Below are 14290 nucleotides of genomic sequence, written 5' to 3'. Positions count from 1 at the left end.
TCGCCGCACCGGCCAGACTCTTCAAAGTTCATGTCGCGTTCATCGCGCTTATGTGACAGTTACATGACACTTTTGCGACACCCGATTCACCTCCCCGGATCGGTCGTGCCGCCTGCAATACCGGAGTATGGGTTTGAAACATTCGGCGCCAAAAACGACGGCTTCCGAAAAGGCTGGTTTCGTCTTTTCGCCTGCATGGACAAGGAGCCTTTCCAAGCTTTCGGGCACGGCCTATACGCTTGCTAATCTGACGGTCGCGTCCGTCGTGCTGGTCGTGGCGCTGGAGTGGATCGCGCGGGGCTCGCTCACCGATGTCGGCGCTTTCCTCACCTCCTCCGCCCGCCCCGGAATGACCACCATTGCCGCCGTGCTCGCCCTCCTCGTGGCACTGGATGCACTTCTTGGCAGGCGTTACCTGTCGCTGATCGCGCTTGCGCCGCTCTGCGCGCTGACGGGGCTGATTTCGGCGCAGAAGCAGACCTATCTCTCCGATCCTCTTTATCCATCCGACCTCTTATTCGGCCGCCAGATCCTCGAGCTTCTGCCGACCATGCTGAGGGCTCAGCCGATGACGGCAGCCCTCGTCGCCCTCGGCATCTTTGCCATGATTGCGGCACTTACGGGCCTCTGGCTGCTGGCGCGCCGCCACTCACCGGGCCTGAGCTGGCGCGAACGCGCCGCTGGTCTCGCGCTGGCGCTGCCGCTTCTCGCCGGTCTTGCCTCGCTTATGGACTATTCGCATTATTCCTGGGTGCGCGATCGCCTCAACATCATTCCCATGATGTGGGATCAGCAGGAAAATTACCGCCATAACGGCTTCCTGATGGCCTTCGCCTTCAATATTCCGATGGCCAATGTCGCAGCGCCGCAGGGGTACGGCGAAAATGCCATCGCCGACCTGACATCCAAGCCCGCCGCCTTCGCCGCCAACAAGGGCGATTACCCCGATGTCATCATGCTGATGAGCGAATCGCTGTGGGATCCGAAGCGGCTGGAAAATGTGAAGCTCTCCGACGATCCCATGCCGACGATCCGCGCCAAACGGTCCGGCAATGTCTTTTCCCCGGAGTTCGGCGGCATGACGGCGAATGTGGAATTCGAGGCGCTGACCGGCTTCTCCAACGCCTTCCTGCCCTATGGCAGCATTCCCTATCAGCAATATATCCGCCGCCCGGTGCCCTCGCTCGCCAGCTTCTTCCGTGGCGAAGGTTATTCCGCCATCGCCATGCATCCCTTCCAGGAATGGTTCTGGAACCGCAAGCAGGTCTATGCGAATTTCGGCTTCGAGGAATTCCGCTCCGAAGAGACGCTGCCGGCCATGGAAAAACGCGGCAACTTTGCCTCCGACGATGCGCTGATGGACGAGATCATGGCGACGGCCGAAAAGGCGCAGAACCCGCTCTTCCTCTTCGCCGTCACCCTTCAGGGACATGGTCCCTATGAGGCGACCCGTTACGCAAAAAACACGATTGGCGTCGAAGGCGACCTCTCCGCCTCGGCCTCGCAGGCGCTCGCCACCTATTCTCAAGGGGTGGCGGAAGCTGATGAAGCGCTGCTGAAACTGATGCGCTGGGCGAAGAAGCGCGACCGGGAAACCATTATCGTCCTCTTCGGCGATCACCTGCCGCCGCTCGGCCAGACCTTTGTCGAAAGCGGTTACATGCCGGGCATGGTGGCAAGCCGCCGCGCGCCGCTGGAGGTGATGAAAAAGGAACACGAGACACCGCTCGTCGTCTGGTCCTCAAAGAAGGGCGTGCGCAAGAATATCGGCACCATCAGCCCGGCGCTTTTGCCCTATCATGTGCTGAAGACGGCGGGCTTCTCCGATCCCTTCTATACCGGCATGCTCGGCGAGGTTCAGCAGGCCTTTTCCGTCGTCGACCGGCACATGCTGGTGACGGCCGACGGCAAGGCCCAGCCCGACTGGTCGATTGCCGCGAACGCCGTTCCCGAGGTGTTGCGCGATTACAGGATGCTGCAATTCGACATGATGTTCGGCCAGCAATATGGCCGCGAACGCTTCTTCCCCGGTTTCAACTGGCTGCACGAGGGGGCGCCATCGGTCTGATGGTTTTCGGCGAGGGACGCCTGAACCGCATGGCGGTGGAAATCGTTTGAATTCCACCGCCATGCGGGTTTATCTCGCAAAACGTTCAGGCCTCATCAGAACCGGAGACACACCGTGTCAGATATCTCCGACTATATCATTTCGCATTTCAAGCGCTCCTCCCGTGAAATCGGCGAGGTGGAACGGCGCATCCTGGAACTGTCGCACCAGAAGAAGCTGGTTTCGAGCGACACCAATGCGGAATTTTCCGCCGGGGCCAGTGTCGGTGACAGGCTGGCGGACAATATCGCCAAGGTCGGCGGCTCCTGGGGTTTCATTCTCAGCTTCTGTTTTTTCCTGATCTTCTGGGCCATCATCAACACCATCGTGCTGACCACCCGCGCTTTCGATCCCTACCCCTTCATCTTCCTCAATCTGCTTCTCTCCATGCTGGCAGCCATTCAGGCACCGATCATCATGATGTCGCAGAACCGCCAGGCCGCCCGCGACCGTTTCGAGGCCGCCAAGGACTACGAGGTGAACCTGAAGGCCGAGCTTGAGGTTCTGTCCCTGCATGAAAAGATCGACGTGAAGGTGCTGGCCGAACTGGCCGCACTCCGGCAGGACCTTGCAGCGCTTCACCGCCATGTCGCTCGCAAGGAAGACTGACGCCGAAAAAATTCATCCCCGCTTTTCCCCGCCCCGCGACCCGCTGTTAAAGTGAACGCAGTCCTGCCGGGTGGACGCCAGACGTGGCGAAAACCGAGGGACGGTTCTGAAAGGGACGGTGGCGCGTTCGTGACGACAGGACCATTTCGCAAAGCGCGGTGCACGGCCCTTTGCGAAATACGGCATGGTGAAAGACCCGGCTGCGCAACGCATCCGACCCACACCAACCTCAACCGAAGCGCAGCCGGGCAATCGCCCGACGCACGCTGCCCCATCCCCGACCGGCAGCGCCGGGCGGGATGAAGCTGTTGGGAGGTTTAGAGTATTTTCTGGAAAAGTCGACCGAAGTGCGTGGGGCTTACCCCCCTCTGCCCTGCCGGGCATCTCCCCCTCAAGGGGGGAGATCGGCAGGAGGTGCGAACATCACTTCATTCGCAAATATCGAGATGGGCGAAACCTGCCCGCAGATCGATCTCCCCCCTTGAGGGGGAGATGCCCGGCAGGGCAGAGGGGGGTAAGCCCCACGCTCCTCCGTCCACCATGAATCGCACAACCTCCCGAAACTTCACACCCAGTTACGAATCCGTCAGATTCTTACGCTACAGATTGACGCAGGCGTTTGTTGCATTGCACTCTTGCGGGCAAGGCTGACCGGGGAATCACTCCCCATCGTCAAAATGGCATCACGACCATTTCGCGGCGACGCCACGCCGGATGCGACATCCGGTCATCGCAATATTCTGTTCCGGGGTTTTTCATGCACCAGTTCGATCTGATTGTTGTCGGCAGCGGTCCGGCGGGTAGACGGGCCGCCATTCAGGCCGCCAAGCTCGAAAAGAGGGTTCTGGTCATTGAGAAGGGCAGCCGCGTTGGCGGCGTTTCGGTGCACACCGGCACCATTCCTTCCAAAACCCTGCGCGAAACCGCGCTCAACCTCACCGGCTGGCGCGAGCGCGGATTTTACGGCCGTGCCTATCGCGTCAAGCAGGAGATCGATGCGGAAGATCTGCGCCGTCGCCTCCTCATCACGCTGGATCACGAGGTGGAAGTGCTGGAACACCAGTTCGCCCGCAACCGCGTGCAGCACATTCGCGGCACGGCAAGCTTCATCGACGCCAACACCATGAAGGTGGTGAAGAGCGACGGCGAGATCATGACTGTCACCGCCACCTCCATCCTGCTGACCATCGGCACCCGCCCCTACAGGCCGCCGCATATTCCCTTCGATGGCGAAGCGGTGCTCGATTCGGACGAGATTCTGGAAATCAAGGAACTGCCGCGCTCCATGATCGTCGTTGGCGCCGGCGTCATCGGCATCGAATATGCCACCATCTTCAGCGCGCTCGACACGCAGGTAACTGTGGTGGAACCGCGCGAGACCATGCTGGAATTCATCGACAAGGAAATCGTCGAGGATTTCACCTATCAGCTGCGCGACCGCAACATGAAACTGATCTTCGGCCAGAAGGCGGAAAAGGTGGAACGCGACGAGAGCGGCAAATGCCTCGTCTCGCTCGGCAACGGTCGCGTGCTGAAGGCCGAGACCGTCCTCTTCGCCGCCGGTCGCGTCGGCGCCACCGATACGCTCAACCTTTCCGCCTGCGGGCTGGAGGCCGATAGCCGTGGCCGCCTGAAAGTCGATCCCGAGACCTTCCAGACGTCTGTGCCGAACATCTATGCCGCCGGCGATATCATCGGTTTCCCGAGCCTTGCCTCCACCTCCATGGAACAGGGCCGCATCGCCGCCCGCCACGCCGTTGGCGCCCCTGCCGGCGAACCGCCGCAATTCTTCCCCTATGGCATCTATGCCGTGCCTGAGATCTCCACCTGCGGCCTGACGGAAGAAGAAGTCATCGAACGCAACATTCCCTATGAATGCGGCATCGCCCATTTCCGCGAAACCTCGCGCGGCCACATCATGGGCCTCGACAGCGGGCTCTTGAAGATGATCTTCTCGCTGAAAACCCGCCGCCTGCTCGGCGTCCACATCGTCGGCGAAGGTGCGACCGAACTGGTGCATATCGGCCAGGCGGTGCTGAACCTGAAGGGCACGGTGGAATATTTCGTCGAGAATACCTTCAACTATCCCACACTTGCGGAAGCCTACAAGATTGCCGGGCTGGATGCTTGGAACCGGATGGGTGAGATCAAGAAGGATTGAGGCTTTGTCGCGGGTAAGGAGATAATCTGCAATGTTCGAAAACATCTCCTGCCGTCATGCCCGGGCCTGTCCCGAGCATCTGCAACGTCTCGGTTTATGAGACGTGATTAGATCCTTGGGACAAGCCCAAGGATGACGCCGCGTATCGAGCTAGAATGCCGGTCGTACGCATTGCTTAGACGACAGGTCACGCATACCCTCACCACCGGATACTATACCGCGCACTCACGCCGGGCCGGAAATGATCCGCATAGCCCTGATCAAGCGTGCCGCGCACAGTCAGGTGATCGCCAATCTTCTGCTCCACCGCCACGCCGCTGCTGAACTCATTGAAACTGTTTCGGCTCGCCCCCGTCAGCACAAAAGCCGTGCCGGTTTCCGAACGGGACAGGCGCAGCGACTGCGACACATCCAGCCCGTTCCATTGCTGCGCCGTGCCGTCATAACGGACGGTGAAATTGCGGTTCGCCTCGATATCCAGCTCCGGCGTGACGACACGTTTCTGCCGCGAGGTCATGGAGATACTGCTCGAACCCGTCAGCGCATTGAAAATGACGCCGACATCACGGGCCAGGGAAACGCCGGGCAACTGTTCGGCGAGCAGCGTGACATTGCCCCATAGCCGCACCGGCGTATCGACCAGCTGCCCACCCTTAGACGCGCTCATGCCCATTTCGAGGCCCGCCCGGATCGGCGTATCGACCGGCAGCTTCGCGCCGATGCGCGCCGTATAGGAACGGTCTGAATTCTTGACCGGCTTCCAGATCAGCCCGGCCTCATCAGCATAGGCCGCGGTGCCAGTGGCGGTGAAAAGAGACAACAGGAGGGTAAAACCCATTCTTGGCGACATATCTTGTCCCCTGGCAAATTAAGGGCGCGCCGGGAGAACCCGGCAGGCACGGTAAAAGCGTAAGGCCAACGGTTGGCAGTGACGAGGCCGCATCGAGCGGCGCTTCATGCCCGAACGGCCGCTGAATACGACCTGGGCAAATCATGCGGCGCAAAGTGCCAGATGAACGGGAGATGAACAAGAGCAGATGCAGCAAAAAATCATGCTGCACTGCATTGTGATCGGAACGAGGACGCGGGTAGCTCGGCCGCTACTCTTTTTCGACCGTAGGCGTGCACCGGGCGAGAATATCATCCACCACCACGGTCAAAGGTCTGGATGAATCGAGGACCGTTGCGTCAACGGGGATGTCTTCCTTCGTTGCATGGAGTTGCAGGACAAATTCGCGCTCCTGCGGGTTTCCGCCGAACTCGTCCGCGGGTCTCTCGATCAGCCGTTTTCGCAAGGTCTCGCTATCGAGATCGAGAACGAAGACCTCATCGAACACATCCATGAAACGCTGAAAATTTCTCGAGCCACCGCAAAAGAATGTGAGTGCGTGGCTGCGGTCGGCGGCGATCCGCCGAACCTTTTCGACATCCCAGATATGATGCCGATGCCGGAAAGGCATATCGGTCGCATCGCCCCGCAACAACGCGGGATCGAGCGGTTCGCCGGTTTCAGGGTCGCCCTTGTAGGCAAGCTCCCGGTCGCCGTGGATCACATGATGGCCACGCCGCTGAAGTTCTGTCGCAACCGAAGTCTTGCCGACCCCGGAGACACCCTCGACCAAGTAATTTCTCACACCCATGGCACTGCCGTTCGACATTCTTCGACTATGGTCCTTGAAGCCTGGCCCAGCATTATGGGTTTCGACTATAGTAACCAGGAATGACGCAACGATGTCGAAGGATTGAGAAACGGGCGATTGCGTAGCTGAACAAGCGGGGCGCCCAAACAAAAAGGCCGCAGCTTTCGCCGCGGCCCTTCCATTCAATCAGCTTTCGCCAACCAAGATTATTCAGCGTCGCCTTCAGCGGCCTTCTTCTTGGCAGGAGCCTTCTTCTTCGGAGCGGCTTCTTCGCCTTCAGCGGCGTCGTCAGCCTTGGCAGCAGCCTTTTTCTTGGCAGGCGCCTTCTTCTTGGTTTCCGTGGCTTCTTCGCCGTCGTCAGCCAGCAGCTCTTCCTTGGAAACGGTCTTGTCCGTTACCGAGATTTCGGTGAGCAGCTTGTCGATGACCTTTTCTTCGAAGATCGGAGCGCGCAGCGAAGCGGAAGCGCCTGGCGTGTTGCGGAAGAAATCGAGGATTTCCTTCTGCTGACCCGGGAACTGCTGCAGCTGCTGGAACAGCGCGCGCTGCATTTCTTCTTCGGTCACTTCGACGCCGGCCTTTTCGCCGATTTCGGAGAGAACGAGGCCGAGACGGACGCGGCGTTCAGCGAGCTTGCGATATTCTTCGCGGGCTTCTTCTTCGGTCGTGTCTTCGTCAGCAAAGGTCTTGCCCGACTGGGCGAGATCGGTGTTGATCTGGCGCCAGATGTTGTCGAACTCGGCATCGACGAGGCCAGCCGGCGTGTCGAACTTGTACATTTCGTCGAGCTGGTCGAGAATCTGACGCTTGACCTTCTGGCGGGTGACGTTGCCATACTGGCTCTCGATCTGACCCTTGACGATTTCCTTCAGCTTTTCAGCCGATTCGAGACCGAGCTTGGTCGCCAGTTCGTCGTTGATTTCAACGGCGGCAGCGGCAGCGACTTCCTTGACGGTGATGTCGAAGTTGGCTTCCTTGCCGGCAAGGTTCGCAGCCGGGTAATCGGCCGGGAACGTCACGGTGATGGTCTTTTCGTCGCCGGCCTTGACGCCAACGAGCTGGTCTTCGAAGCCGGGGATGAAGCGGCCCGAACCGAGAACCAGTTCAGCGTCTTCAGCAGCGCCGCCATCGAAGGCTTCGCCGTCAACCTTGCCGAGATAGTTCATCGTGACGCGGTCGCCTTCAGCGGCCTTGCCCTTCTTGGCTTCAAAAGTGCGGGCGCTTTCAGCGATCTTGAGGATCTGCTCGTTGATTTCGTCTTCGGAGACTTCAACAACTTCGCGGGTAACCTTGATGCCGTCATTGGCCTTCAGTTCGATGGCCGGAATGATTTCGTAGGCAACGGTGAATTCGAAATCGGATTCGGCCGACAGGATCTTTTCGGCTTCCTGCTCGTCTTCGGTCATCGAGATGGCCGGCTGCGTTGCGGACTTTTCGCCACGGCTGGAGAGGATTTCGGTCGGCTTTTCACGAACCAGCTCGTTGACGAGATCGGCCATGATGGACTTGCCGTACATCTTCTTCAGGTGGCCAACCGGCACCTTGCCGGGACGGAAACCGTTGATGCGAACCTTGTCCTTGGCGTCAACCAGGCGCTCGTCCAGACGGGCCTTCATGTCGGCGGCCGGAATAACGACCTTGAGTTCGCGCTTCAGCCCTTCAGCGAGCGTTTCGATAACCTGCATTTTCTCAAACCTTCACATCATGGCGGCGGTGCTCAGACAGCCGTTGGTTTACTTTCGAGCACTGCACTGGAACAATGTCCCGGCCGTGGCTTCTGTTATTTCGTTGCACAAGCGCCTGCCGGACACCTTCGCGCCCGCGCCTGAGACAGCTTGAGGGACACCCCAAAAGCCCTCGCATCTTATAAAGATGCACTCTGGCGCAAGCGTGGCGCAGCCATGCCTTGCTTGTGGTGCGGGTAGAGAGACTCGAACTCCCACGCCGAAGCGTTGGTACCTAAAACCAATGCGTCTACCAATTCCGCCATACCCGCACGTTGGGCGGCGGTATGTCACAATGTTCTGAAAGGGTCAAGCGCGCCTTATCGCCGCCTTTCGTTTCCTCCGGACTTTTCTCACCCGCAGCACCGTCGGCGGGCGCCGCTTATTCGCCACCCTGACGGGCGACAGCGCGCGACAGCCGGGCAGAGGCAATCTTTGGGCGGAAAACGGCAAGCCGCACCCCATCCTCCCCCGCCTTCCCGACCCGGGCCGCCCGGCGCATCGCATGCCGGCAGGCGGAAAAAAGCAGACAATATTTATGCAGCTGCATTGACATTATATATAGCGCCCGCCGCAGCCGGATTGCAGGCCCTTGCTCCAAATCAGCGATGGAGGGTTTCTGCCCCCTTGCCCCGGCATTATCCGGTCATACCGCACGCTCTCGCACGACCACCCACCAGACGATCACCCAAAGCTCATAAAATGGTCACAAATTATGCACGAATCGTCGCAATCGGCCTGATTTACCGGCTTGCATTGCAATGAGCGCATAGGTGACATCTTGCTTTGTCTGTTTTTGTTTTGATTAAACCGATTATATTCATGGCCATACAGAGATCGAGTTCAGCCCCGGACCAAAGCCTCCCAAGACTGGCCGTTGAGACTGAACAGCACGAAGAGGAAGATGAAAATGAACATTGCACGCTCGCTCACCAACTGGCGCAAGTATCGTCAGACCGTAACCGAACTCGGCCGCATGACCGACCGCGAACTGAGCGACCTCGGCATCGGCCGTCAGGACATCCGCCGCGTCGCCAAGACCGCCGTCGGCTTCTGATTATACGCCCGCCGCTCCTTGCGGCGGATGCGAGACGACCTACTCAAAAGGCCTGAGGCTCCCGCCTCCGGCCTTTTTTCGTTTTGGGCGGCTCTCCGGGGCGAACCGGCATTGCCACAGCCGCCCGCAGGGTCGGCGGATGAAAAATGCATCGATGGCCGACCCCATTTACGCAACGGCCGGATAGCGCGCGCCCTTCCCGATGCGTCTTTTTACACCGGCAAGCCCCTTTTGCGCCGCCAAAGGCTGCCAAACCCGTCAAAACCGCCTGAAACACAGGCATTTCCGCTCATATTTTGCTCAGATGATATTCAAAGCCGCAAATTTAGCCGACATAGTGCACAAATGCATGGCAGTAGCCTAAAATCTGCACTGCACAACATGGCTCAATGTCTATATATAAACCTCAACAGCCGAGAGCACAGAGAAACGCTGAGCCGGCCGACGAAATCAACAGAGATAGATTGAGGAAACGACCATGAACCCTATCCGCATCGCAAAGAACTGGATCTCCTACCGCCGCACGATCAACGAACTCGGCAGCCTGTCCAACCAGGCCCTGAGCGACATCGGCCTGACCCGTTACGACATCCGTAACGTTGCTTCCCGTTCGTTCCGCTAAGGCGTAAACGATCGTCCCGCTGCCCGACCTCCAGGGCGCGACGATTGAGCGACAGGTTTTAAGAAAACGGCGCCTCGGGCGCCGTTTTTGATTCTGGGTGTTCGGCTTGAGTTCGGCCTTCAACATCGCCCAGCATTGAGAATCACGAGGAAGGCCGGGCATCGCGGCACACTTCTTCTCCCCGCCGGGGAGAAGGTGGCCCGAAGGGTCGGATGAGGGGGCAACGTTGCCGTATCCCTCTACCCTCGCCCCCTCATCCCGCTGCCGCGGACTTCTCCCCGACGGGGAGAAGAAACAAGTGGCGCGCGCTCACTCCCCAAAAAACACTTGCCTGCTTTTTAGCCCTGCAGCGAAATTGGTAGCCTGACCATCTTCATATCCCTTCCCCGCAAAAACATTTGGCTGCCCAGGCCATGCATGCTAGTGCATCCCGCAACAATGCCGCGTCCCCAAGGGACCCGCGCGGAACCATCACTCGAATGACAGCCGCCGGACGGGAGCTTTGCCCCGCGCGCGGTTCATGGACGCCAGCATGCAAGACAAGACCCATTCTCCCATTCACGTCGTGGGCGGCGGACTGGCCGGCTCGGAAGCCGCATGGCAGATTGCTGAGAGCGGCGTGCCTGTCATCCTGCACGAAATGCGCGGCGTGCGCGGCACAGATGCGCATAAGGGCGATACGCTGGCGGAACTGGTCTGTTCCAACTCCTTCCGCTCCGACGACGCGACGGCCAATGCGGTCGGTGTCATCCATGCGGAAATGCGGCTTGCCGGCTCTCTCATCATGGCCTGCGCCGATAAACATCAGGTGCCGGCCGGCGGCGCGCTCGCCGTCGACCGCGACGGGTTTTCGCAGGCCGTGACGGATATGCTTGAAAATCACCCGCTGGTGACAATTGTCCGCGAAGAAGTAACAGGCCTGCCGCCAAAGGAATGGGGCAGCACCATCATCGCCACCGGCCCGCTCACCTCGCCGGATCTGGCGGCAGCAGTTCAGGCCGAGACGGGCGAAGATGCGCTGGCATTCTTTGATGCCATCGCGCCCATCGTGCACCGCGACAGCATCAACATGGATATCTGCTGGTACCAGTCACGTTACGACAAGGTCGGCCCCGGCGGCACGGGCAAGGATTACATCAACTGCCCGATGGACGAAGAGCAATATAACGCCTTTATCGATGCGCTCATTGCCGGTGATACGGTCGGTTTCAAGGAATGGGAGGGCACCCCCTATTTCGACGGCTGCCTGCCGATCGAGATCATGGCGGAGCGCGGCCGCCAGACGCTGCGCCACGGCCCGATGAAGCCGATGGGCCTGACCAATGCCCATAACCCGACCGTCAAGGCCTATGCCGTCGTCCAGCTGCGGCAGGACAATGCGCTCGGCACGCTCTATAATATGGTCGGTTTCCAGACGAAGCTGAAATATGGCGTGCAGGCGGATGTGTTCCGCATGATTCCCGGTCTCGAAAATGCGGAATTCGCCCGCCTCGGCGGCCTGCACCGCAACACCTATATCGATTCCCCCATCCTGCTGGACCGCTCGCTAAGGCTGAAATCGCGGCCGGACCTGCGTTTCGCCGGCCAGATCACCGGCTGCGAAGGGTATGTGGAAAGCGCCTCCGTCGGGCTTCTCGCCGGTCGCTTCGCAGCGGCCGAACAAAAGGGCGAAACCCCGAGCCTGCCGCCGGCCACCACGGCGCTTGGCTCGCTGCTCAACCACATCACCGGCGGCCACCTCTCTTCCGATGATGAGCCGGGCAAGCGTTCCTACCAGCCGATGAACATCAATTTCGGCCTGTTCCCGGAACTGGAGCCGGGCTCCATCGTCAAGCCTGATGGCGTGAAACGTTTTCGCGGCAAGGACAAGACCATCATGAAGCGCCAGCTCATCGCAGCGCGGGCGCTGAAGCATTGTGCCGCTTGGCTTGGTGTGGAACACGTCGCAACGGAACAAGAGAGCGACGCAACGCCATAGGCCTGCCCCGCATCTATCGGCCAGAATAAAGGGGCATGTGTCCGCACACGCCCCTTTTCCATTCCGGGTCACCGGATTTTGCCTTGCCCGGCCAGTCGCGCTCGGGCAAAACCTTTTTATTTCGACATTAAAAGACTGAGGAGATCGAATATGGACGTTCGCGCCGCCGTTGCCATTCAGGCAGGAAAACCGCTCGAGGTCATGACCGTTCAGCTTGAAGGTCCCCGCGCCGGCGAAGTGCTGATCGAGGTGAAGGCCACCGGCATCTGCCACACCGACGATTTCACCCTCTCCGGCGCCGATCCGGAAGGCCTGTTTCCGGCGATCCTCGGCCATGAAGGCGCCGGTATCGTCGTTGATGTCGGCCCCGGCGTTACTTCGGTCAAGAAGGGCGATCACGTCATTCCGCTCTACACGCCGGAATGCCGCGAGTGCTATTCCTGCACATCGCGCAAGACCAATCTCTGCACCTCCATCCGCGCCACGCAGGGCCAGGGCGTGATGCCTGACGGCACCTCGCGCTTCTCCATCGGCAAGGACAAGATCCATCACTATATGGGCTGCTCGACTTTCTCGAACTATACGGTTCTGCCCGAGATCGCGCTGGCCAAGATCAATCCCGACGCGCCCTTCGATAAGGTCTGCTACATCGGCTGCGGCGTGACGACCGGCATCGGCGCCGTCATCAACACCGCTAAGGTCGAGATCGGCTCCACCGCAATCGTCTTCGGTCTCGGCGGCATCGGCCTCAACGTGCTTCAGGGCCTGCGCCTTGCCGGCGCGGATATGATCATCGGTGTCGATATCAACAACGATCGTAAGGCCTGGGGCGAGAAGTTCGGCATGACCCACTTCGTCAACCCGAAGGAAGTCGGCGACGACATCGTGCCCTATCTGGTCAACATGACGAAGCGTAATGGCGACCTGATCGGCGGCGCGGACTATACGTTCGACTGCACGGGCAATACCAAGGTCATGCGCCAGGCGCTGGAAGCCTCACATCGCGGCTGGGGCAAATCCGTCATCATCGGCGTTGCGGGTGCGGGCCAGGAAATATCCACGCGTCCGTTCCAGCTCGTCACCGGCCGCAACTGGATGGGCACCGCCTTTGGCGGCGCGCGCGGCCGCACGGATGTGCCGAAGATCGTCGACTGGTACATGGAAGGCAAGATCCAGATCGACCCGATGATCACCCACACCATGCCGCTCGAAGACATCAACAAGGGCTTTGAGCTGATGCACAAGGGTGAATCGATCCGCGGCGTCGTGGTTTATTGATTCCAGGCGAAGGCGGGCGCGCTTGACGGTGCGCCCGCCATTCGTGCAAATGTGATTGCCAAGAGCCTGCTGCAGCCATGGCGATTAACGGCACGGTAAATCTATCGTCGTAAGCCGATACTGCGCGGTGGAGTTGAAAACCTCTCCCCGGCCAGAGCAAGGCCAGACAGCGGAGAGCGACCCGTGAAAATCGTACCGATCGACAACGGAAACCGCGCCGCCGCCGTTGGCCTTCTGGCGAAAGGTTTTCCGGAAAAAAGCGAGGCCTTCTGGGCTCGAGGCCTGTCGCTTATCGGTGAACATCACGAGCGGCGTCATCTCGGCCCCATCGGCCAATTGCTGATGAAGGGCGGCGATGCCGCAGGCGTGCTGCTGACAATCAGAAGCCGTCTGCCCGACACCAACAGAGTTATCGTCAATCTCTCAAGCTGGTATGTCGAGCCGTCCTGCCGCTGGTTCGCGCCGCGCATGTTACAGATGGCGTCGTCGGACGAAAACGAACTCTTCACCGATCTCACCCCCTCGCCCGAAGCCCGCGAGCTGAACGAGCGGCTGGGGTTTCACACGGTGACAAATTGCACATTGTTTTATCCGCTGCCGCTCACGACTTTTCGCCCGACAGGCGGACGGCTTCATCCGTTCACACAGACAACGGCGAAAACTCTCTCTTCAGAAACACGCGACATGCTGGAAGACCACGCCCGTCTGGGCTGCATCGTGGCCATTCTGGAAGCGGAAGGCCGTCCCTATCCTCTGGTTTTCCTGAAAACCATAACCAAAAAACTCCCCTCCGCCCGCCTGATCTATTGCGAGGACCGGCACATCGCGCAAAGCCACCTGCCCGCCATTGCCCGCCACCTGGTGGGTAAAGGCCGGCTCGCGCTCACCATGGCGGCTTGCGAGGAGGACCGAAAGGCGGCCGGCTTTGCCGCACATAAAATTGCACCAATACAAGTAAAAGGAGCATGGAACCCACAGTTTATTAACGAAACATACTCAGAGTTGGTGTTATTGCCACCTTAGGTATTCTAGTGAAACCTTCGTGACCTGATGGAATCCTGGCCTTTACAGGCAAAGCGTCGTTCCGGGGCGGGTCCATGGTTTCAAACGGGAA

11 protein-coding genes and 1 tRNA gene are annotated in these 14290 nt (G+C 59.6%); 8 read left to right on the top strand and 4 right to left on the bottom strand.

The features are described from left to right. Positions 1-127 precede the first annotated feature (127 nt). The 3 genes from PL597_RS13400 (at position 128) to sthA (ending at position 4877) form a co-directional block, all read left to right on the top strand. Positions 128-2068 (top strand): LTA synthase family protein, encoded by a 1941-nt coding sequence (locus tag PL597_RS13400; RefSeq protein WP_271365347.1) that lies wholly within the window; start codon positions 128-130, stop codon positions 2066-2068. A 114-nt stretch (positions 2069-2182) separates the two neighbouring features. Continuing rightward, positions 2183-2716, top strand: coding sequence for a DUF1003 domain-containing protein (locus PL597_RS13395; RefSeq protein WP_077982190.1), 534 nt, complete (start codon positions 2183-2185; stop codon positions 2714-2716). A 757-nt stretch (positions 2717-3473) separates the two neighbouring features. After that, positions 3474-4877 (top strand): Si-specific NAD(P)(+) transhydrogenase, encoded by a 1404-nt coding sequence (sthA, locus tag PL597_RS13390; RefSeq protein ID WP_137410458.1) that lies wholly within the window; start codon positions 3474-3476, stop codon positions 4875-4877. Positions 4878-5076: 199 nt separating this feature from the next. Here the strand turns inward: sthA and PL597_RS13385 are convergent, their stop codons facing one another. The 4 genes from PL597_RS13385 to PL597_RS13370 all read right to left on the bottom strand — a co-directional run bounded on the left by PL597_RS13385 (position 5077) and on the right by PL597_RS13370 (position 8513). Continuing rightward, positions 5077-5727, bottom strand: a complete 651-nt coding sequence (locus PL597_RS13385; protein ID WP_271365346.1) for a hypothetical protein — start codon at positions 5725-5727, stop codon at positions 5077-5079. A gap of 250 nt (positions 5728-5977) precedes the next feature. Further along, positions 5978-6517 (bottom strand): AAA family ATPase, encoded by a 540-nt coding sequence (locus PL597_RS13380; RefSeq protein ID WP_271365377.1) that lies wholly within the window; start codon positions 6515-6517, stop codon positions 5978-5980. Between the two features lie 206 nt (positions 6518-6723). Then, positions 6724-8202, bottom strand: coding sequence for a trigger factor (tig, locus tag PL597_RS13375; RefSeq protein ID WP_217004797.1), 1479 nt, complete (start codon positions 8200-8202; stop codon positions 6724-6726). Positions 8203-8430: 228 nt separating this feature from the next. Beyond that, a tRNA-Leu gene (locus PL597_RS13370) sits at positions 8431-8513 on the bottom strand. Positions 8514-9151: 638 nt separating this feature from the next. Here PL597_RS13370 and PL597_RS13365 point away from each other — a divergent pair. The 5 genes from PL597_RS13365 (at position 9152) to PL597_RS13345 (ending at position 14199) form a co-directional block, all read left to right on the top strand. After that, complete coding sequence (locus PL597_RS13365; protein ID WP_004433052.1) at positions 9152-9298, top strand: DUF1127 domain-containing protein; 147 nt, start codon at positions 9152-9154, stop codon at positions 9296-9298. A 478-nt stretch (positions 9299-9776) separates the two neighbouring features. Continuing rightward, a complete protein-coding gene (locus PL597_RS13360; RefSeq protein WP_003515516.1) occupies positions 9777-9920 on the top strand; it encodes a DUF1127 domain-containing protein in 144 nt (47 codons plus the stop codon). A 520-nt stretch (positions 9921-10440) separates the two neighbouring features. Continuing rightward, entirely contained in the window at positions 10441-11898 is a 1458-nt protein-coding gene (trmFO, locus tag PL597_RS13355; protein WP_271365345.1) for a methylenetetrahydrofolate--tRNA-(uracil(54)-C(5))-methyltransferase (FADH(2)-oxidizing) TrmFO, read from the top strand. Between the two features lie 150 nt (positions 11899-12048). After that, positions 12049-13176, top strand: coding sequence for an S-(hydroxymethyl)glutathione dehydrogenase/class III alcohol dehydrogenase (locus PL597_RS13350; protein WP_077982185.1), 1128 nt, complete (start codon positions 12049-12051; stop codon positions 13174-13176). 282 nt (positions 13177-13458) lie between these two features. After that, positions 13459-14199 (top strand): hypothetical protein, encoded by a 741-nt coding sequence (locus PL597_RS13345; protein ID WP_333781943.1) that lies wholly within the window; start codon positions 13459-13461, stop codon positions 14197-14199. Positions 14200-14290: the final 91 nt, after the last annotated feature.

Origin of the sequence: Agrobacterium sp. ST15.13.013 (assembly GCF_027956525.1) — a bacterium.
In the GTDB taxonomy this organism is placed as follows: Bacteria; Pseudomonadota; Alphaproteobacteria; order Rhizobiales; family Rhizobiaceae; genus Agrobacterium; species Agrobacterium salinitolerans.
The sequence above is the reverse complement of the archived record's forward strand: the minus strand, read 5'-3'. Positions and strand labels throughout refer to the sequence as shown.

Bases quoted from the DNA above. Each gene is read 5' to 3' on its own strand.
- PL597_RS13350 (WP_077982185.1), top strand. From the start codon at position 12,049: ATGGACGTTCGCGCCGCCGTTGCCATTCAGGCAGGAAAACCGCTCGAG.
- PL597_RS13360 (WP_003515516.1), top strand. From the start codon at position 9,777: ATGAACCCTATCCGCATCGCAAAGAACTGGATCTCCTACCGCCGCACG.
- PL597_RS13400 (WP_271365347.1), top strand. From the start codon at position 128: ATGGGTTTGAAACATTCGGCGCCAAAAACGACGGCTTCCGAAAAGGCT.
- trmFO (WP_271365345.1), top strand. From the start codon at position 10,441: ATGGACGCCAGCATGCAAGACAAGACCCATTCTCCCATTCACGTCGTG.
- PL597_RS13385 (WP_271365346.1), bottom strand. From the start codon at position 5,727: ATGTCGCCAAGAATGGGTTTTACCCTCCTGTTGTCTCTTTTCACCGCC.
- PL597_RS13380 (WP_271365377.1), bottom strand. From the start codon at position 6,517: ATGGGTGTGAGAAATTACTTGGTCGAGGGTGTCTCCGGGGTCGGCAAG.
- tig (WP_217004797.1), bottom strand. From the start codon at position 8,202: ATGCAGGTTATCGAAACGCTCGCTGAAGGGCTGAAGCGCGAACTCAAG.
- PL597_RS13365 (WP_004433052.1), top strand. From the start codon at position 9,152: ATGAACATTGCACGCTCGCTCACCAACTGGCGCAAGTATCGTCAGACC.
- sthA (WP_137410458.1), top strand. From the start codon at position 3,474: ATGCACCAGTTCGATCTGATTGTTGTCGGCAGCGGTCCGGCGGGTAGA.